Below are 20,948 nucleotides of genomic sequence, written 5' to 3'. Positions count from 1 at the left end.
AAACCATCTTAGATTTTTCTAAGATGGTTTTATACGAGTATGGAATTTTTTAAAGTATTATAAAATTATGGCTTCTTAATTAGACTTCTCTTAAAATCTCCCAAAATATATAATCATCAAATATACTCTTTAAACTTTAAAGGAGTTAAAAAAATGATAAGAAAAGCAATCAAAGATGATATCTCTAAAATAGTTAATATAATGAAAGATGTTGTCAATAAAATGATCTCTGAAGGAAATCCACAATGGGATAGTTCTTATCCCACCAAAGATATTTATTTAAAAGATATCGAAAATGGAGATTTATATGTTTTTATAAAGGGAGATCAGATTGTTGCTGCTGCATGTATAAATCAAATACAAGCTGAAGAATATAAAAATATTAAATGGAAAATATCCTCTGATAATTCTTTTGTAATTCATAGAATAATTATAGATCCAAATTTTCAAAATCAAGGAATAGCTGTTGATTTCATGAAATTTGCCGAAAAATTAGCTATAAAATCAAATGTATTTTCTATAAGGATTGATACATTTTCAATGAATAAAAAAGCACAGAATTTATTTAAAAAACTTGGATACTTTGAAGTTGGAAAAGTTTATTTTAGAAATAAAAAAGAACCTTTTATTTGTTTTGAAAAGAATATCATTTAGTTTCAGTATTTATAAAATATATCAATAATTAATATTATTAATATTTTCCTTAAACAGATTAATTGGTATACTTTAATTGTATAGTTTAAGGAGGTTATTTATATGAAAAGTGCTATTCTTATCGGTGCCGGACAAAGGGGTATACATGCTTATGGTGCTTATGCTATTGAAAAAAAAGAAAAATTAAAATTTATTGCAGTTGCCGAACCTGATGAATTTAAAAGAGAATATTTTAAAAAATTACATAATATAGATGAAAATTATAGTGTAAAAGATTGGAAAAATTTGATTAAATTTGGTAAAATAGCCGATTTTGTAGTAATTTCTACTATGGATAAACTTCACAAAGAACCTGCTTTAGAATTTTTAAAACTTGGTTATGATATTCTAATAGAAAAGCCCGTTTCTACAAATATAGAAGATTCTGTAGAAATTATAAAGAAAGCTAAAGAATTAAAACGTTTTATAATGCCATGTTATGTTTTAAGATTCTCAGAGTTTTATTCTGAAATAAAAAATCTTATAAAAAATAATAAAATAGGAAAAATAATCTCAATTGAACAAAATGAAAATATTGGATATTTTCATATGGCTCATAGTTATGTTAGAGGAAGATGGAATAATTCTATTGAAACGGCATCTATAATTTTAACAAAAAGTTGTCATGATTTAGATATAATTCAATGGTTAATTGATAAACCATGTAAGTCTATATTTTCTTATGGAAATTTAAGTCTTTTTAATTCTATTAATAAACCTAACAACTCTTCTGATAAATGCTTAGAATGTTCAGTAGAAGAAGAATGTCCTTATTCGGCAAAGAAATTATATCTAAATATGGAATTAAAAGGATGGCCTGTTGATACAATAACTAATGATTTATCTTATGAAGGAAGGTTAAATGCATTAAAGAACACACAATATGGAACATGTGTTTATACATGTGATAACAATGTTTTAGACAATCAAACAGTTTTGATGGAATTTGAAGATGGTATAAATGTTGTATTTAAATTAAATGCATTTACTCATGATAAGACAAGAATAATAAAAATAAGTGGTTCACATGGAGAAATAATTGGAAATTTTGAAAAGAATATAATAGAAATATTTGATTTCATAAATGATACTAAAGAGATTATAAACATAAAACCAGAATATGTTTCTGCTCATAATGGTTCTGATTTTAAATTGATGGATTTTTTTATAAACTTCATTGATTCAAATAAAAATATAGATGATTTTAATTTGATTGAAAGTCATTTTATGGCTGAAGCAGCTGAAATTTCAAGAATTAATAAAAGTAATATAGACTATTTAAAATTTAAAAATTCTTTTATAAAATAGCTCCTTAAAGGAGCTATTTTTTATTTTTTTATATTTAAAAAATTATTTTTTTCTGAACTTTTATACGCCCAAACAGCTACTCTTAAAGCTTCAAGGCCATCTTTACCAGAAGTTAAAGGATTTTTATTATTTGTTTTAACATTGTTTATAAAATCTTTTATCAAAAGATAATCAAAATTATCTGCATAATTTTCATATTTTGTTCCAGAATTAAGATACTTTGTCACTTTGGGATCAAACACATCTAAATTTATTGTTCCTTTTGTTCCTACAATTCTTATTCTTACATCTCCCCAATAAGGATGATTATTTGGATATGACCAACTTGAATCTAATGTCATGAATGCTCCATTTTCAAGTTCCATCATCAAAAGGCCTGAATCTTCAACGTTTATATCATGATTTAATGTATTTTTTTTGCATGAAACACCTTTTATTTCTGTATTTAATACCCATCTTATAACATCAACGACATGAACTGTATGATCTATTACAGAACCTCCACCACTCAATTCTTTTTGTATAAACCATCCACCAGGCATTCTTCCATGATTAGTTGAACTTATTGATACTATTTCTCCAATTTCATCATTTTCAATTATTTTTTTTAGTTCAAATACTGATGGAGCATATCTTACAGGAAAAGCTATTTGTAATATTACATCATTTTCTTCACATACTTTTATCATCTCTTCAGCATCTTCTATATTTGTAGCTATTGGCTTTTCACATAATATATTTTTTTTCTGTTTTGCTGAAGCTATCGTATATTCTTTATGATATGAATTTTCTGAAGCTATTATAATAGAGTCTGATTCTTCTATTAATTTATTATAATCATCATATTTTTTTATATTTAATGTCTCTGATGCCTTCATAGCTTTTTCTTCATCTCTGTCAAAGACTCCAACAATTTCTACATCATTTAATTGTTTTAACTGATTTACATAAGAATATCCATGCATATGTGCTATTCCGAGTATACCTACTTTAATCATATTAATTCATCTCCTCAAAACAAACGGTTCTTTTTTCTTTGGCAGATTTATTTGCTGCTAAGGCTACTTTTAATGATTTTAATGCTTCTTCTCCACTTACTGGAGGTTCTTCATTGTTAATAATACTCAATAAAAATGCTTTTATTTCTTCCATATATGGATTTATATTTGAAGGGTTCATTCTTTTATATTGTTTGTTTTTTTGTATTCTAAATGTTAAACTCTTTTCAGAATCATAGTTTAACATTCCATCATCACCAAATATTTCATAATCAGTTTTGAAATTAATAGGCATATTTTCTGGTTCTGCCCAACTTCCTTCTACATGAGCTATTTTTCCATTTTTGAATTTTAATATTGCAGTTCCATGATCAAAATTTTTTATATTTCCATAAGATATTTTTGCACTTCTTGCTTCTATTGATTCTATTTCTCCAAATATTGTTCTTAGAAAATCAAAATCATGTATTGAAAGATCTACAAATACTCCTCCACTTTTTTCTAAATCATTAAACCAATTATCTATTCCATGAGATGGGTATACACCACCTCTATAAAATCTCGCTATAGTAGCTTTTCCTATTTCATTGTTTTCTATTAACATTTTTGCTTTTTTATATTCAGGAAAAAATCTAACTACATGTCCTATCATGAGTTTTACATTATTTTCTTTACAAACATCTATTATTTCTTGTGCATCTTTTTCATTTAATGCTATTGGTTTTTCACAAAATATATTTTTACCTTTTTTTGCAGCTTTTATAGCTAAATCTTTATGTGTATAAGTAGGTGTACATAGATCTATAACATCTATTTCTTCATCATTTATTATTTCTTCAAATGTTGCTGTTGAAGTATTTAATTCTTTTTCACAAAAATCAGATTTTTCTTTTATAAAATCTGAAACATATTTTACATTAAAATCTACATCTTTTAGATTTTTATATGCGTTGGTATGAACTTTTCCCATCATACCACAACCTATTAATCCTATATTTAACATTTTTATTTCCTCCTAACTGCCTCTATGTCTAAAAAGTTTTCATCATTTAATTCTAATTCATTGAGAACTTTTTTAAAATAATCTCTTTTAGCCAATTGATAATTTGCATGAGAATCTGTTCCGTATGTTAGTTTTACACCATTTTCAATCATCAAGTTTATGACTTCTAATCGTGGTGATTCTGACATTTCATGTATTTCAAGTGCAATTTCATTTTTGTTCATTTCTTTTGCCAAATCTTTATACCATTCTAATGAAAAATATTTTTTTGCAATTATTTTTTCATATTTTCTTCTATCTTCAAAACTACTTCCAGATTTCATAAATTTATTTACTGGAAGATATCCTTCAGCATGACCAAGTATTTGGAAATCATATTTTGTAACTGCATTTTCTAAATATTTTCTATATAAATCCCAATATTCTTTTTCTTCGAGTTCTTGAGGCATTTGATGTACACTACCTATTATATAATCAATCTCTGGAAGATTTTTTGGTTTAAGAAGTTCTAAATCATTGAATCCTATTTCGGCTCCTATTAAAGCTGTTATTCCAAATTTTTCTGCTTCTTCTTTTATTTTTAAAAAATGTGCATAATACTTTTCAGGATTTTCTTTTACTGTATAATTATGTCCTACTTCATAATGGTCAGTAACTCCAAAACATTTAAGACCTATTTCTTTTACTTTTTTCAATATGTCTTCAAAGCTTTGTGAACCATCTGAATAGAATGTGTGCATGTGTAAGTCGTATTTAGGGTTCATTTTATAAAATCATCTCCTCAATTAATACTCAATTCAAGATGTTCAAGTGTTTTATTAAGTATTATAGTTAAATCATAACCCTTAAGATTCTCTTTTTTTATTCCATTTTCATAAAAACTTATTATTGCATTGTTTTCTTCGAATGTTCCATGATATCCAAACTTTCTTATCTTTAACAAAATATTACTTATATTATTAGTGTAGCCTCTTTTTAAAGTGTAAGCAATATCACATAAGTGTTCATTTTTTAATTCTTTTAATTTTATTTGATCATATACTTCTGCAATATCTTCTATTTCATTTAAATCTTTTATTATATTCTTTTTTAATATTTTAGCTTTCTTACTTATTAAATATATCTGTACAGTAGGTTGTCTAATAATTATATAATCTAAGTTTTCAGGTATTTTATTTCCTGGTTCATAAAAATCTCCTTTAAATCCAAATTTTTCCATAAATTCTATTATAGAAAAATCGCTATGATTTTCAAATGAACTCATAGAATGGTCTGAATTTATTACTAATAAAAAATCTCCCCATTTTTTATTGAGATATTCATATAATCTTTCAAGTTCTGAATCTACTTTTTCTAATTCATTTATTCTTTTTTTACTCATGGCACCATATTTATGTCCAATAGAATCAACACTTTGATATATAGTGAATATTGCATCATAATTTTTTTGATCTAATTCTTTTATTATTGAATTTGTATTATTTTCTGGTTTTGATCCATCTATTTGTATGTATTTATCACATCTATTTTCAAGCATAAAATGTTGCACAGATAATGTTTTATATCCTTTTTCCATTAATATTTCTGATATTGTTGGAACTTTTATATCTCTCAACTTTCCTATAACTTTATTTTTTTCAAAATCATATACAGAATTTGAATATATGCCATGTTCAAATGGATACTTCCCAGTTAATATGGTTGTCATCATAGGTGTTGTTAGAGAAGGAAATGCTGTTTTTACATTTTTTATTGTATTTCCATTTTTTAATATTTCTTTTATAAATTTTGCATTAGATTTTTCAATTAAATCATTTCCAAGAGAATCTATAGTAACAAATAAAAGTTTTTTCAATTTTTTTTAACCCCCAATATGCTTATAATAGGGATATGATCTGATGCTTGAGAGGATATTGTCTTACAGTCATATATATTAAAATCTTTTTTTGTCGCAAGTATATAATCTATCTGCCTATTAGGATTTGTAGATGGTATTGTTTTTAATCGTTTATTTATTTCATGGTTTACAGATCCAAAATCATAAAACATCGCAGAAAGATTAGATTTTATTTCTTCATATTCAAGATTAAAATCTCCCGCTATTAAAACTGGCATATTTGAATTTATAGATCTTTTATATATTTCATTTAACTCTGATTTTACCTCTTTAATTCCTAAAAGACCTAAATGAGTACTTATAACCATTATTTCAACACCATTAACATCTATAATTAATCCAACAGCTCCTCTTTGCCAAGCTTTTTTTTGTTCTTCTGAGGTCAAATTAGTTGGTAAAGGAAGATCATATCCAAATTTTTCTTTTATTGGATATTTTGATAATATTGCATTTCCAAAATAATCTGTATTTTCTGTTAAATAAAAATAATAATCCATTCCAAATTTTTCAGCTATTATTTTTGTTTGTTCTTGCCCTTTTTGCTCTTTATATTCAAACCAATTTATTCTTTCTCTATAACCGACTTCTTGAAGCATTAATATATCTGGTGAATCTTTCTCTATAGTTTTTATTATATTTTCTAAATTTTGTACATTATCTGGATAACTTTTTCCACCTCTTATGTTATAAGTCATAACTTTTATTTTTATATCTTCTTTAAAAAATGTTATATCTTGAGCATTCATATAAAATCCTCCAAAAAGTATTATAAATAATATAAATACTTTATCTTTGATTTTCATTTCAATTCTACCTCAGCTATAACTGGAAGATGATCCGATGCATAAGAAGATACTGTGTATACATCTTTTATTTTAAAATCATCGTTTGAATAAAAGATAAAATCTATTTGAGGGCCTGGATTATCTGCTGGAATTGTGTTTAATTGTTTATCTATTGTATGATTTACAGATTTAAAATCTTTCATAAATTCAATAACTCCTGTTTGTAGATTAAAATATTCCACATTGAAATCTCCAGCTATTAATGTTGGAATATTATATTTTTTTGAAACTTCATAAGCTTCCATCAATTCTGTTTGAATTTCTTGTATTCCTCCAAGGCCTAAATGTAAGCTTACTATCATTACTTCTTGACCATTTACATCTATTATCATAGAAGCCGCTCCCCTTTGAACAGCTTTCATCCATTTTGGTTGTGGTAAATCATATCCAAATTTTTCTATTGGTTTAAATTTGCTTAAAACTGCTATTCCATAGTCTCTCTTACCTTCTGTAGCATAAAAATAATAGTCCATTCCAGTTTCTTTAGAAATTATCTTTGCTTGCCTTAAACCGTAGCTTCTTGCTCTTCCTTCATCTACTTCTTGAATCATTAATATATCTGGATCTTGATCTTTTATTACATCAATAACTCTTTGAAAATCTAATTTATCATCTACGCCAAGTCCATGTCTTATATTGTATGTCATCACTTTTAATGGAGTTGCAAAACTAATTGTAAATAAAGTTATTAAACTTATTAAAAATAATATTTTTTTCATTATTCCACCTCTAATGTTTTGAGAAGTACATCCTTGACATTTTCAAGATGCATTTGTTTTGGGAATATATCTTTAGAATTTCCATAGGTTAAAAATGGAACATATGTGCCTGTATGATCTGTATGATTCCATTTTATTGTTATATCACTTCCATCAACAGTAGAACTAAAAATAGACAATCCTCCTGTTTCATGATCGGCAAATATTATAAACAATGTTTCTTCAGGATTAAATTCTTTTGTTAAATAATTTACAATTTTTTGGAACATTAATAATTCACTTTTAACAGCTTCTGTATTATTTATATGAGAAGCATCATCTATTCTCCCAGCTTCAACAAACATAAAAAGAGGTTGATCGTCTTTTATTTTTTCTACTGTTTTCTCGACAACATCTATAAAAGGTAATTCTCCTGTTATTAATTCATTTTCAAAATTTTTATCTCCAGGGGCTACAAAAGCCATAAACCTTTCTTGATTTGAATCAAACAATAATTCATAATTATTACCATATACTTTATAACCATTTTCATTTATTTTTTTTAATTCAGAATCTTTTTTTGGTTTCATAGTAAAAGGATTTACTCCTAATTTTTCAAATCCTCCTGCTACAAAAAAATCCATAAAATTAGAAGAAACAAGATCTTTAGTAATTTTTTCTGTATCTCTTCTATGTGCATGTGCATAAATACCCGCTGGCGTTGCATCATAATATCTTGTATTTGTAATTAAACCAACCTTATAACCTTCTCTTTTTAATATTCTTCCAAGAGAATCTAAAGATTTTTGTTCTTTATCCATTCCAACATACTGTAATTTTGTTTTTTCTCCACAAAAAAAAGCTGTTGCAGCCGCACCAGAATCTGTTACCACATTATCAAGAGTATCATTTCTTACGAGAGAAGCAACTTGAAAGTTTTTTGTTGCTATCTCCAGATTATTTGCTTGACATAAAAGTTCAGATAATAACACATGATTATATCCCATGCCATCTCCCATTATTACAATAACATTTTTAGGTTTTGCATAAGATACTATCATTAAGCTTAATATTATTATTAAAGATAAAATTTTTTTCATTTAAAACACTATCCTTTCAAACCCGTCATTGTTATTCCTTTTATAAATTGTTTTTGTAAAAATAAATATAATATTATTATTGGTAATACAGCCATTGCAGCTGCAGTTATTTGAAGATGTACGAGATCTCCATATTGTTGGGTAAAATATTGTACCCCAAGTTGAACTGTTCTATGTTTATCTCCATTAACAACTAATAATGGCCATAGAAAAGCATTCCAAACACCCATGAATGAAAATATAGCTAATGCAGATAATACAGGTTTTATATTTGGAAGTATTATTTTTCTATATACCATCCATTCATTACATCCATCTATACGAGCTGCATCTAATAAATCATTCGGAATTCCTAATATGAATTGTCTCATTAAAAATGTTCCAAATATACTAACTATACCAGTTATTATTAAGGCTATATATGAATCTACCAATCCTAATGTATATATCATTATATATAATGGAATTATAGTTACAGGAAAAGGTATCATCATAGCACTAACCAATAATTTAAATATTTGATTTTTTCCTTTAAACTGATATTTTGCAAATGCAAATCCAGCTGTTGATGAAGTAAATAATACTAAAATAACTGATACAGTTGTTACTAAAAGTGAATTTAAATAATATTTAAAAAAGGGTACTGTTGTTAATACCTCTTTATAATTGTCTAAGGTAAAATGTTTTGGAAAAAATTTGGGTGGAAATGTCATTAATTCATTCTGTGGTTTAAATGTTGAGAGTATCATCCATATAAATGGCATTATCATAACAACCGCAAATAATGATAAAACTACATAACATATGATATAAAATAATCTTTCACTTTTTTTCTTGGATCTCATAATCAATCCTCCTTGAGAAGCTTGGTGACTCTCATTTGAATGAGTGTTATAGTTAATATAATAGCAAAAAGTATCAATGACATTGCACTTGCATATCCCATTTGAAGTCTACTAAAACCATATTCCCATATATAATAAACTGCTGTTTTTGTATCAGCATTACCACCAGTCATCATATATATTTCAGAGAATACTTGTATAGCACCTATAGTAGATGTTATAAATATTAATATTAAAGATGGTTTTACTTGAGGAATTATTATTTTCCAAAATTTTTGCCATCTCGTTGCTCCATCTATTTCTGATGCTTCAAGAATAGCTTCTGGTATATCATTTAATCCAGAAAGGAATATTATAATATCATAACCAAGTCCTCTCCAAATAGAAACAGCTGCAACAGCCCATATAGCTATTGATGGATCTCCAAGCCAATCTACAGGTTTCATTCCAAATAATCCTATAATATAATTTGCAAGTCCATAGTATGGATGATATATCCAATTCCATATAACACTTACTGCAACCACAGATGTAACTGTAGGTAAAAAATACACTACTCTAAAAAAACCTTTGAATTTAGGTAAAGAATATATAAGATATGCAAATAAAAATGATATTATTATTTTTGTTGGTATAACTGCCAATGCATACTTAAAACTTATCCATAAGGAATTTAAAAAATATTCATCTGTAAAAGCTTTTACAAAGTTATCTAATCCTATAAAAGGTTTATTTGGAATTAATATATTCCATTTTCTAAAACTTATTATCACAGCAAATATTGCTGGGAAAAATGTTAAGAAACTTACTCCAAATACCATAGGTGTTATGAACATATATGGTATTGTTTGTTTTTTAGAAAATAATTTAAAAGAATATATTATTAAAAATATACTTCCAATCAATAAAAAATACCAACCAAAATTTGCTTTTTCAAAAAAGTTCAAAACAAATTTCGCTCTATATGCATATTTCCATTGTTTTACAAGAAATGGTAAATACATTACAAAAAACAATTGTAAAAAAGATACTATCATTATTAATTTTCTTTTTTTTGTAAAATTAATAATGATATTTGCTATTATTAAAGCTAAAAACACATAGATAAAAGAAAGTCCCAAGAAATTAAAATCTTTTAGAAACATTATTTTTTTATCTGCAATAATTGGTAAAAACATACCTATAAAAGTTATAAGAATACCTGGGATATATAATATATTAAGATTTTTATTGAATAATTTCATTGTATACCTCCATATAATAGCCCCTTATGGGGCCATTATTTAAAATTGTGAGAATGTTTCATCTAAATAAATATTTATTTGTTCTACAACTTTTTCTGCTGCTTCTTTAACAGGTACTCCCTTATTTAATATTTCATTATAGCCTACTTCTCTCATCATACCAGCAGGGTTTGCCCAACCTTTTGAGAATGTTGGTTCTGCATAACTCAAAGAATCGAGTATAGGTCCAAACAATTCATCATTTTTATATTTAGGATCATTTATAACTGATTTTAATGAAGGTAATTCTCCTGTTTGTTCAAGCCATAATTTTTGAGAATCTTCTGAAGTTATAAATTTCAACCATTTTGCTGCTGCTTCTGATTCTTGACAATCATCCATTATAACTAATGACCAACTTGTTAATGAAGTTATTCTTTTTCCTGTTGTTGGATTTTTAGGTATTGGAGCTGTTTTAAAAATGAGATCTGGATGTCCTCCAACTTTAAAAGAACCTACCATAGCACCATGTCCAAAAACCATAGCTTCTTTTATTTGTCTAAATCCTGTCCATCTTGAACCAAATTTTGGTGTATATACTTTGTCTTCTTCTATCGCTTTTCTAAAAAATTCGTATGTATCTATCTGAGCTTGTTCAAGTTTTATTTGTTTTTTATCTCCATCTGCCCAAAATGTTGCTCCTGCTGAACGCATAAAACTTTCTAAAACCGGATGATAACCTGCAATTCCCCATCCACTTTCTATCATCTTATCATTTTCCCAAACTGTTGTTTTTTTTGCAAAATCTATCAATTCATTCCAATCTTCTGGAGCTTTATCAGGATCTAATCCTGCTTTTTCAAAAAGATATGGATTATAAAATAAAACTATTGTTTGAATATCTGTAGGTAATCCATATACTTCATCATCAATTATCAAATTTTTTACAGCTGGTTCTATATTTTTTTCTAACATTTCTTTAGATGAAACTATATCTTCTGGAAATGGTTGAATTATTTGATAATTATAAAATTCCTCTATTGCTTCTGCTGGTATTTGTGCCACATCAGGTCCACTACCAGCTGCAATAGCTGCGAGTAATTTTGTTTTATATTCCGAATATGGAATAGATTGTATAACTATTTCTACATCTGGATTTTCTTTCATAAATTCTTCAGACATTTCATATATTATTTCTGCTCTCTTAGGTGAATGATGCATCCAATGAACTAATGTAGTTTTTGAAAAGGCTATACTCATTAAAGTTATAGCTAAAAATACTGTCAATATTTTTTTCATGCTACTACCCCCTTGTCTATATTTCGCCTATAAGGCTTGTTAAAGATACTGCCAATGGTATTTGTTTTATTTCATTTTCTGTAAAAATCATAGGTAATATTTTATTATTTCTAGATGAATATTCATTTATTTTGTCTTTTAAAAATTTATATGAGTTACCTCTAAAAAATGGATTTATAGTATTTAAAATAATATTATCTATGCATAATAAATCAGTCACATTTGTTATAGCATTTGCTAATTTTTCAAGAAGTTCTTCATACATTGTCACATATATTTCAGTAAATCTTTCATTATATAAATCACTTAGAGTATCTAAAAAAACATTTTTTTCAAGATTCAAATAAGTTTTTGGTAATATATTTTTATAATATTCTTTTAAATATCCCTCACTAAAGAAAGCTGAAATACATCCATTCTTTCCACACCAACATTTTGGTCCTTTTGGATCTACCTGAAAATGGCCAAATTCTCCTTCTCCGCCTTTTTCTCCTCTTATTAACTTATTGTTTATTATAAAAGAAGCACCAAATCCTTTATCTATATAAAAAGTGCTTTTGAAAGTAGCTGAATCGAATAATATTTTCGTTATTAAAGAAGCATTTACATCATTTTCGATTTGAAATAATATAGGCCAATCATTTATAAAATTTTTAAAAGAAATTTCTTGTTTTTTTGCAAAAAAACTTTTTCTTATCGTATAATCTTTTTTATTTACATATCCAGGAGTTACTATACTAAAAGCCATTATATTTTCAAATTTTTCTCCAAGTTTTTCTTTTAAATGGCTTGGAATATTATTTATTGATTTTATTATGTCTATACTTTTTATATCTATTTTTTCTGAATATTTGATCTCTCCATTCAAATTTCCAACAACAAGATTATAATGATTAGATCTAATCATTATTCCAGATACAAGTATTTTTTTGTCATTAACTAAAAGGAGCTTTTGAGGTCTTCCTTTAGAATTAGTTGGAATTAATTCGCCTTCTTTTACAAACTTATAATCAAGAAGTTTGTTAACAGCTCTTGATATAGTAGCTTTACTTATTTTCAAACTATCTTTTATATCTGTTTGAGAAATTCCAAATTTTTTATTCCAAATTGTATGTAAAACTAATTTTTCTTTTTCACTTAACTCTATCAATTAAAAACCTCCTGACAAATCTCCTTCATAAATATCATAAAATCCAGGACCATTAGATCTATCTTTTGTTGTGAAATAAATTTTATTTTCATATACAGACATAGCTCTATCATCATAAAATGAATTTATATCTCTTGATAAATGTTTTATTTCATCTTTTTGTTTCAAATAAACATATATATCATAACCACCTAATGCATCACTTCTTGCAGAATCAAAATAAATATTTTCAGATTCATCAACAAATACCGACCATTGATTTCCTTCATCATTTAATTTTGATACATTAACTGGTGTACACCATTTCCCATTTTTCTTTTCAGATTTCCATATATCTCTTCCACCTTTTGATTTTGAACCTTCATATTCTCCGGCAGATGTAAAATAAGCTAAAGTTTCATCTTGATTTACCCAAATATCCCATTCTTGAGCTTTAGTATTAAGTTCATTTACTGTTTGAACATTTTTCCAAATATTTTTATTTTCATCAAATTCAGCTCTATAAAAGTCATAATTTGTATCAGAATCTGTATATCTTGCGAAATACATTATTTTTTTACCATTATTAATTATTACATGTGGATTTATTTCATTAGCTGATGTATTAACTTCACCATTCACTTTTTTAGGATTATTCCATTTTCCATTTTCAAATTGACTTTCGTATATATCATAATTATTTGCAACAAAATATAAAGTATTTCCAATTCTTTGGGGCATTCTCTCAAGTTTTGTAGTACATATGTTTAAAGGTTTAACATTTACTTTTGAAAAAATTGTGATTGTTGATAATAAAAGCATTAAAAAAATTAAATTTTTCTTCATAAAATCTCTCCTATTATTTTATATTTTGTTTCTTTATGAAAATATTTGTTTAATTGTAAAGCCCGTTTAAACGGGCCTACAATTAAAATGACCACTTAAATTTAACTTGGATCATAGGTTCTTTGTCTTCAGCATTTTTATTTTCAAAGGTGAGTTTAGCTTGTAAATTGATATTATTAGTTATATCATATTCAACCCAATAAGCAGTTTTCCAATGTTTATCAAGCTCATCTAAAAATCCATCTTTATTAGTATCTCCACTTTTATATATAATATTTGCAACAGCTTTTAGACTATTATCATTTTTATATTCTATTTCTCCGAGATACACCGGATTTTTCATATCTGTAATATCTGTTTCTAATATAAATCCAAAATCCATAAAATTTATTCTTCCTGAAAATAATACAGAAGTTATAGTTCCCTCTTTTGTCGTTTTATTGTATAGATTGTATCCAAAAGCATTCGAAATCTGTATATCTCCAAATTTTACTCTATTTCTTGTTGAAATTTTTCCTTGTATTTTATCTTCATCATTTTTTTTGATATTTTCTAAATAAAGACTTGATTTTATATCTTTATATTCTGCATTAAATAAAAATGATGCTATCAAAGGTGATGAAGGATTTGTAACTGTATAAAATGTTCCATATTTTGTATTTAATCCCATTCCAAGATCTTTTTGAATACTTACAAAAGTATCTCCACCATGTTTCATTTCTTCAGAAAGCGAATAATTTCCAAGTTGAAATGTAAAATCTCTATATCTTTTTCTACCAAAAAATATGTCGAGATCTTTTATAGAATAAATTCCATAAAGTTGATCAAAATAAAATTGATTTGGTCCTATAGATCCACCTTTATCTTGATTTGTTAAATAAAATCTCGCATAATAATCATCACTTTGTGCTGTTAAACCAACTCTATCAAGCCAAAGTCCCACATCTGAACTCAAACCTGAAGATGGTCTAAAATTATAGAATATCTCTGTAGTCCCTGATATGTCTACATTTGAAAAACTCATTATAGATATCAATAGTATCAATATTAGCATTATTTTTTTCATTTATTTTTCAACTCCTGATTTAAAATTGTACACTATAAATGGAATAAGCTCCCGATGCAGATGATACAAAGTATAATTTATCATTCATATAAAATGATTCTCTTTCATTTTTATCTGTTATATTTAAAGGTATTTTATATGCACTAAATACTTCATTAGTTTTATAAACCACAAAAATATCTGAATCATCCATTATGAATTTATTATCATTTATTTTAAATATATTTCTTATAGTTTTTGTATATGCTGTATTTAATTCTTCATTTAAGGAAACTTTCCAATTGTTATTTTCTTTAATACCTTTCCAAACACTTCTTCTATTTCCAGAATCAACACCAGAAAATGGTCCATAAGAAGTTAAATAAACTTCATCTTCATTTTCATTAACCCAAATATCCCATTCCTCATTTGAAGAAGATAAAGAATCTATTTTTTCAATACTTAAAACTTTATTGTTTTCAAAGTTATATTCTGCAATATATACATCATATTTTGTGCTTTCATTGTTTTTTAAAAAATAAATATTATAATTTTCACCATTTTTAATAACAGCTGGAGATATAATATTTTTACCATCTTCATTTATTTCAGAAGGTAATTTTAAAGGAGATGTCCATGATTCATCAGAATTTTTTTGAATTACATAAAGATTATATCCTCCGCTTGTATGAATAAAAAACATTTTATCTTCTAAAAACCATGGCATTCTAACATAACCAGAACTAAATTTAGAATTAATAGATTTCATTATGTTTGTTTCTTCAAGAGCTGTAAAAGTACCTTCTGTAAAAAATTCTACTGTATCTGTTTCAACCTTTTTATCATCTTTTAAAGCTATTATTTTTAATTGATATTTTGTAGCTTCTTTTAATTCCAAAGCATATGTTTTTGCTTTAGTTTCTTCAATTATTTTAAAAGTTTCATTTCCTTCTTTAAGCATAACTTGATATTTATCAACTTCTGTTGAATTCCATGAAATCTCTCTATTTACTGGAACTCCCATCTCTCCATCAGAAATAAAATCATTCGAAACTTGTATTCTCAATCCCGACATATCTTGACCATTTGTTGGTGTCTTTGTACAACCAACCAGTAAAATCAAGAGAACTATTAAAGGTATAAGTAATTTTTTCATTAAGAAAATCCCCCTTTTATTTATATAATATTTTTGAGTATTAGGTATAAACTTAATCCTGCAAATATAAAATATTCATAATTTATATTTGATGAAATTTTTTCTTCTGTTTTTTCTATATGAATTTCTTCAGGGTTTATATTATGAATAAATAAATCATATCCCCCTTGTCCATCATCTCTTGATTTTCCTGTAAATATCATTAAATCTTTATTTCTGAAAAAACTTCTTTCATCTTTATCTGAATTAATATTTCTATCTAAATGATTTATTTTTTTTGTATTCAATGAATATGAATATATATCATACCCTCCAAAAGAATCATCTCTTTTAGAAGAAAAATATAATTCATTTTTATCTAAATAATAGAAAACATCCCATTCATCAAAAGATGTATTTATTTCTTTTAAATTTATAGGGTTTATCCATTTTCCATTTTTAAATTCAAACATCCAAATATCTCTTCCACCAACATTCGATAAATTATTATAAATACCTTTAGTTGTTACAAAAGCTTTTTTATGATCTGGACTAACACTAATTCCCCATTCTTGTTCTGATGTTGAAAGCTCTTCAACTTTAGATACATTTATCCATTCTTCTGTATTTTCATTGTATTCTGCTTTATAAACATCATAATCTGTTACAGGAGTATACCTTGTAAAATACATTATTTTTTTTCCTTCTAATAATAAAACATTTGGATATAATTCATTTTGTTCTGTATTTATATCTCCTTTTATTTTTCTTGGCATTGAAAACTGTCCATTTATATATTTGCTCACTCTTATATCATGATTTTGATCAACAAAATATAGTTCATCTTCAAACATAAAAGGCATTCTTTCTGCACCCTTTGTAGAAATATTAATAGATCTAACCTCTAACTGTGAAAATCCTATTAACCCTATTAATATCAATAAGAATATGCTAAATAATTTCTTCAAGATTTATCCCTCCAAAAATTTTTTTCACCATTTCAGCTTAAGTTTAACATTATTTTATATCAAGTGAAATATTAATTATAGACAATTATAGACATGTATTAATGTTTAGACTTAAATTACTATGATATAAAATATTCTCAAATAGCGTAACAATAATTTTATTTTGTTTCATGATAAAACTTCTTTAAAATACTTTATAATAAAGGATTTTAGTTTTTATGTTTTTTTAATAAGTTTTATTAAGAAGGATTAATTTTTTTTATTTTTCCTTAACAATTCTAAAGATATCTATAATAAAGATTAAAATAAAAATGTATTTTCATTCTTTTTTTCTTTATGAAACTTATTAGAAAATTTAAAACGAAAAGCTGGAGCAAATTCTCCAGCTTTTCGTTTGTTTCTTAATTTATTTCTATTATATTGGTAGCTATTTTTTCCATAAAATATTTATCATGTTCTATAATGATCATGGTTGGATTTGATTCTAAGACTGCTTCTTCTATTTTTTCTCTTATTATTATATCTAAATAATTCATGGGCTCATCCCAAATATAAAGTCCACTTGGTTCTACTATACTTCTTGCAATTTCTATTTTCTTTTTTTCTCCATCAGAAAATGTTTCTAAATTTTTATTCCATATATTTCCTCTTAAATTAAAACAAGCTATTATATCTCTATACCTTTGTTCATCTAATTTTTCTTTTTCTAAATTTTCTTTTATTGTTCCGTTTTTCCATTTTGGTATTTGCGATGCATAGTTTATTTTTATATGAGCCGGAATTATTATCTGACCTTCATAATCAATTTTATTTAATATAGCATTTATTATAGATGTTTTTCCACTTCCATTTTCACCTTTTATAAATAATCTTTGACCTTTATAAAGATTTAAATTAAAGTCTCGAATTATATATTTTTCACCATATTTTATTTTTAAATCTCTTATTTCTAATATATTATTTGGAACTTTTTCATCCACAAATATTTTTAAATCATAATCTTTTTCTTCATTTTTTAATAATTTATTTTTTTCTTCTATACTTTTTTCTATTTTTTGCTCAAAAACCATAGCTTGCTTCATAAGCCTTTTAGATTGTGCTCCTATATAACCTTTATCCGTATGAGCAGCTTTTTCTTTTTCTTTTTTAGATGACCATTTTCTACTTCTTTTAGAAGCTTCATCTAAAAGATTTATTTGTTTTTTCAATTTTTCATTAGTTTTTCTTTCATAATTTTTTTGAAGTTCAAAATTATATTCCCATTCAGTATAATTAGTTTTATATACTTTTATATCTGATTTATTTATGGCTATTATATGATCTATACATTTATCTAAAAAATATCTATCATGAGACACTATAATAAATCCTTTTTTTCTATTCAAATACTCAGCTAATATTTCCCTTCCTTTTAAATCTAAATGATTCGTTGGTTCATCAATAAGTGGAAAATATCCATTTTTCAAAAAAAGTATTATTATCATTACCCTCGTAAGCTCACCACCACTCAATGTAGCTTTCTTTCTATAAAGAATATCTGAATTCATATTCATATCATATAATTCTTTTTCTATTAATCCATCTATTTCATATCCATTATTATGCATATACATATTATGAATTTCATCATATCTTTCAATATTATTTATAGTTGGATTTTTTAAAAGTTCATCCATTAAATTTTCCCATTTTTGAAATGGTGCTATATTATTTTTTATAAAGTCTTTTACATTTTTATATTCTTCAGTTTTAAATGGAAAATATGATATTTTTTCATCTAAACTTATGCTTCCCATTAAAGGTTTTAACTTTTTTTGTATCAAATTTAATAATGTACTTTTTCCTCTTCCATTTCTACCAATCAATCCTGTTTTCCATGAAGTATCTATATTAAGATTGAGATTTTCAAATACTTCTTTATATGGGTTATTATAATAGAAAGTCATATTTTTAATACTTATTATTGATATAAATATCACTCCTTCATATTTAATATTTTAATTAATTTTTTCAATATTTATATGAATATTCATTTTTTCACCTCCTAAAAAAATAAGGAGAGTCTTTAAAAGACTCTCCTTATTTTAAAATTAATAATAATTTAATTAAAAAAGCCATGGTATTAACCATGGCTCAATTTTTTATTGGTATACTCGTATTATTTGAATTTTAAATAAACAACAAAAAGCTATAGAGCCTGGTATTCTTAGTTATATTAAAATGATTGATTTTAAAATTTGTTTTTTTCATCTTAATGAATACCTCCCTTTAACAGCTTTTATATCTAAATATTATAATAATTTTCTTTCATTTTGTTTTCTTAAGAGTTAATTAAAAGTTAACCATAAAATACATTAAATTAATAATCGTTATTTTTTTAATAATTTTTAAATGTTATAATTTTAATAACATGATATTTTTTGGAGGATTTTATGAATTTTTCTAATATTTTTAACCAAATCTTTGTATTATTTTTTCTAATCCTTATAGGATATGTTTCAAGAAAAATCAATGTTTTTAATGATAGTGGAACAAAAGGACTTTCCGATTTAGTTTTAAAAATCACTTTACCCGCTATGATCATTCAAAGCATGCAAAAAGAATTTTCTCCTGAACTTTTAGGAAAAGTTTTTCAAATTGTTATAATTTCAACTGTTGTATATTTAGTTTCTTTTATAATATCATTATTTTTTCCAAAACTAATCGGTTCTTCAAAAGACGAACTCGGAGCATATAAGTTTGCACTCGTCTTTTCAAATGTAGGTTTTATGGGATTTCCAGTTATTAAAGCAGCATTTGGTAATGATGCACTTTTTTATACAGCAATATATAATCTTCCTTTTAACTTTTTGGTCTTCACTTTGGGAATTGTACTTTTAGCTAATAATAAAGAAAAAAATAAATTTGATTTGAAAATGTTTTTAAATCCCGGTATTATATCGGTATTAATAGGTATGATAATATTCATATTCTCTATAAAATTACCTACGGCAGTCGACGAAACTTTATCATTACTTGGTTCCGTAACTACTCCTTTATCAATGCTTGTAATAGGTTCTTTACTCGCTAAAAGTTCTATCAAAAATATTTTCTCTAATCCTAAAGTTTATATAATAAGTTTTGCAAGATTATTTTTAATGCCAATAATTGTTTATTTTATTTTAAAACCTTTTGTAAATGACTATTTAATGATAGGTATTCCACTTTTAATAACAGCTATGCCTGTTGCTGCCAATAGTGCTATTCTTGCAGAAGAATATGGTGGAAATGCCGAATTGTCATCTCAAACTGTATTTATTTCAACCTTATTGTCAATTATATCAATACCCCTGATATTAAAGTGGTTTGTTGCTTAAAGGTCTGAATCAAAATTGATTCAGACTTTTTTTAATCATAATTCATTATATTTTTTATTTGAACCTTTACATTTATTTACGGGATATTTTATACCATTTTTTACAATTTTTTTATCAATTGCTTCATATAAATCTATACCTAAATAATTACAAAATTCCATCAAATAAATAGCAACATCAGCAACTTCTTCTTCAATATGTTCTCTTTCATCACTCAACACTTGTTTCACTTCTTTTTCATCTTTCCATTGAAATATCTCAAGTAATTCAGCCGCTTCAAGATTAAGGGATATTATAAGATCTTTAGGATTATGATATTGATTCCAGTCTCTTTCTTCAACAAATTTCATTATTTTCTTTATTAATATTTCATATTCTTGACTCAAAATTATGCCGCTATATAAAACAAAATCACATAATATTTGTTTTATAATAACGTCTACCCTCCTTATTTATTTTTAATTAGTATCTTTCTAAATTCTAAAAACGTTTATTTAAAGTAATTTTAAACGATGTTAAAAGGGATATTTACCTCCATAGGTTATAATTAAATTGTTAAG

At 25.5% G+C, this 20,948-nt stretch carries 20 protein-coding genes; 3 read left to right on the top strand and 17 right to left on the bottom strand.

All coding sequences use genetic code 11. The annotated features are described in order from the left end of the window. Positions 1 to 153: 153 nt before the first annotated feature. The gene (locus tag PWP28_RS06935; protein WP_305081997.1) at positions 154 to 654 is read left to right on the top strand and encodes a GNAT family N-acetyltransferase; all 501 of its coding nucleotides are present in this window, start codon (positions 154 to 156) and stop codon (positions 652 to 654) included. 102 nt (positions 655 to 756) lie between these two features. Then, positions 757 to 2,001 carry a Gfo/Idh/MocA family oxidoreductase gene (locus PWP28_RS06930; RefSeq protein WP_308644457.1) on the top strand — a complete coding sequence of 415 codons (1,245 nt, stop codon included), beginning with the start codon at positions 757 to 759 and terminating at the stop codon, positions 1,999 to 2,001. A gap of 20 nt (positions 2,002 to 2,021) precedes the next feature. Here the strand turns inward: PWP28_RS06930 and PWP28_RS06925 are convergent, their stop codons facing one another. The 16 genes from PWP28_RS06925 to abc-f all read right to left on the bottom strand — a co-directional run bounded on the left by PWP28_RS06925 (position 2,022) and on the right by abc-f (position 19,011). After that, entirely contained in the window at positions 2,022 to 2,999 is a 978-nt protein-coding gene (locus tag PWP28_RS06925) for a Gfo/Idh/MocA family protein (protein WP_109604169.1), read from the bottom strand. A gap of 1 nt (position 3,000) precedes the next feature. Continuing rightward, complete coding sequence (locus PWP28_RS06920; RefSeq protein ID WP_308644456.1) at positions 3,001 to 4,002, bottom strand: Gfo/Idh/MocA family oxidoreductase; 1,002 nt, start codon at positions 4,000 to 4,002, stop codon at positions 3,001 to 3,003. A gap of 2 nt (positions 4,003 to 4,004) precedes the next feature. After that, entirely contained in the window at positions 4,005 to 4,766 is a 762-nt protein-coding gene (locus tag PWP28_RS06915) for a PHP domain-containing protein (protein WP_264149627.1), read from the bottom strand. A 17-nt stretch (positions 4,767 to 4,783) separates the two neighbouring features. Next, a complete protein-coding gene (locus tag PWP28_RS06910) occupies positions 4,784 to 5,857 on the bottom strand; it encodes an alkaline phosphatase family protein (protein WP_264149626.1) in 1,074 nt (357 codons plus the stop codon). After that, positions 5,854 to 6,645, bottom strand: coding sequence for an endonuclease/exonuclease/phosphatase family protein (locus PWP28_RS06905; RefSeq protein WP_158274768.1), 792 nt, complete (start codon positions 6,643 to 6,645; stop codon positions 5,854 to 5,856). Before PWP28_RS06905 ends, PWP28_RS06910 begins: the two co-directional genes overlap by 4 nt. Before the next feature lie 53 nt (positions 6,646 to 6,698). Then, positions 6,699 to 7,463, bottom strand: a complete 765-nt coding sequence (locus PWP28_RS06900) for an endonuclease/exonuclease/phosphatase family protein (RefSeq protein WP_109604164.1) — start codon at positions 7,461 to 7,463, stop codon at positions 6,699 to 6,701. Beyond that, the gene (locus PWP28_RS06895; protein ID WP_305082004.1) at positions 7,463 to 8,542 is read right to left on the bottom strand and encodes an alkaline phosphatase; all 1,080 of its coding nucleotides are present in this window, start codon (positions 8,540 to 8,542) and stop codon (positions 7,463 to 7,465) included. The genes PWP28_RS06900 and PWP28_RS06895 overlap by 1 nt, the downstream gene beginning before the upstream one ends. A gap of 8 nt (positions 8,543 to 8,550) precedes the next feature. Continuing rightward, positions 8,551 to 9,387 carry a carbohydrate ABC transporter permease gene (locus tag PWP28_RS06890; protein ID WP_206050509.1) on the bottom strand — a complete coding sequence of 279 codons (837 nt, stop codon included), beginning with the start codon at positions 9,385 to 9,387 and terminating at the stop codon, positions 8,551 to 8,553. A 2-nt stretch (positions 9,388 to 9,389) separates the two neighbouring features. Then, entirely contained in the window at positions 9,390 to 10,631 is a 1,242-nt protein-coding gene (locus PWP28_RS06885; protein ID WP_109604162.1) for a carbohydrate ABC transporter permease, read from the bottom strand. A gap of 39 nt (positions 10,632 to 10,670) precedes the next feature. Continuing rightward, positions 10,671 to 11,909: an extracellular solute-binding protein gene (locus PWP28_RS06880; protein WP_109604161.1), complete on the bottom strand. Its 1,239-nt coding sequence runs from the start codon at positions 11,907 to 11,909 to the stop codon at positions 10,671 to 10,673. 16 nt (positions 11,910 to 11,925) lie between these two features. Beyond that, positions 11,926 to 13,059 (bottom strand): ROK family protein, encoded by a 1,134-nt coding sequence (locus tag PWP28_RS06875; protein WP_308644455.1) that lies wholly within the window; start codon positions 13,057 to 13,059, stop codon positions 11,926 to 11,928. Further along, positions 13,060 to 13,884 (bottom strand): hypothetical protein, encoded by an 825-nt coding sequence (locus PWP28_RS06870; RefSeq protein ID WP_109604159.1) that lies wholly within the window; start codon positions 13,882 to 13,884, stop codon positions 13,060 to 13,062. 82 nt (positions 13,885 to 13,966) lie between these two features. Next, a complete protein-coding gene (locus tag PWP28_RS06865; protein ID WP_109604158.1) occupies positions 13,967 to 14,950 on the bottom strand; it encodes a hypothetical protein in 984 nt (327 codons plus the stop codon). A 19-nt stretch (positions 14,951 to 14,969) separates the two neighbouring features. Next, a complete protein-coding gene (locus tag PWP28_RS06860; RefSeq protein ID WP_109604157.1) occupies positions 14,970 to 16,085 on the bottom strand; it encodes a hypothetical protein in 1,116 nt (371 codons plus the stop codon). A gap of 20 nt (positions 16,086 to 16,105) precedes the next feature. After that, positions 16,106 to 17,032, bottom strand: coding sequence for a hypothetical protein (locus tag PWP28_RS06855; protein WP_109604156.1), 927 nt, complete (start codon positions 17,030 to 17,032; stop codon positions 16,106 to 16,108). A 401-nt stretch (positions 17,033 to 17,433) separates the two neighbouring features. Next, on the bottom strand, positions 17,434 to 19,011 hold the full coding sequence (gene abc-f, locus PWP28_RS06850) for a ribosomal protection-like ABC-F family protein (RefSeq protein WP_308644454.1): 1,578 nt from the start codon (positions 19,009 to 19,011) through the stop codon (positions 17,434 to 17,436). 453 nt (positions 19,012 to 19,464) lie between these two features. Here abc-f and PWP28_RS06845 point away from each other — a divergent pair, with 453 nt between their 5' ends. Continuing rightward, positions 19,465 to 20,388 (top strand): AEC family transporter, encoded by a 924-nt coding sequence (locus PWP28_RS06845; RefSeq protein WP_109604154.1) that lies wholly within the window; start codon positions 19,465 to 19,467, stop codon positions 20,386 to 20,388. A gap of 35 nt (positions 20,389 to 20,423) precedes the next feature. Here the strand turns inward: PWP28_RS06845 and PWP28_RS06840 are convergent, their stop codons facing one another. Beyond that, positions 20,424 to 20,738 carry a nucleotide pyrophosphohydrolase gene (locus tag PWP28_RS06840; protein WP_109604280.1) on the bottom strand — a complete coding sequence of 105 codons (315 nt, stop codon included), beginning with the start codon at positions 20,736 to 20,738 and terminating at the stop codon, positions 20,424 to 20,426. Positions 20,739 to 20,948: the final 210 nt, after the last annotated feature.

This window comes from Oceanotoga sp. (assembly GCF_030445905.1).
Classification (GTDB): Bacteria; Thermotogota; Thermotogae; order Petrotogales; family Petrotogaceae; genus Oceanotoga; species Oceanotoga teriensis.
Note: the sequence above shows the minus strand (reverse complement) of the source record. Positions and strands in the feature narration are given on the sequence as shown.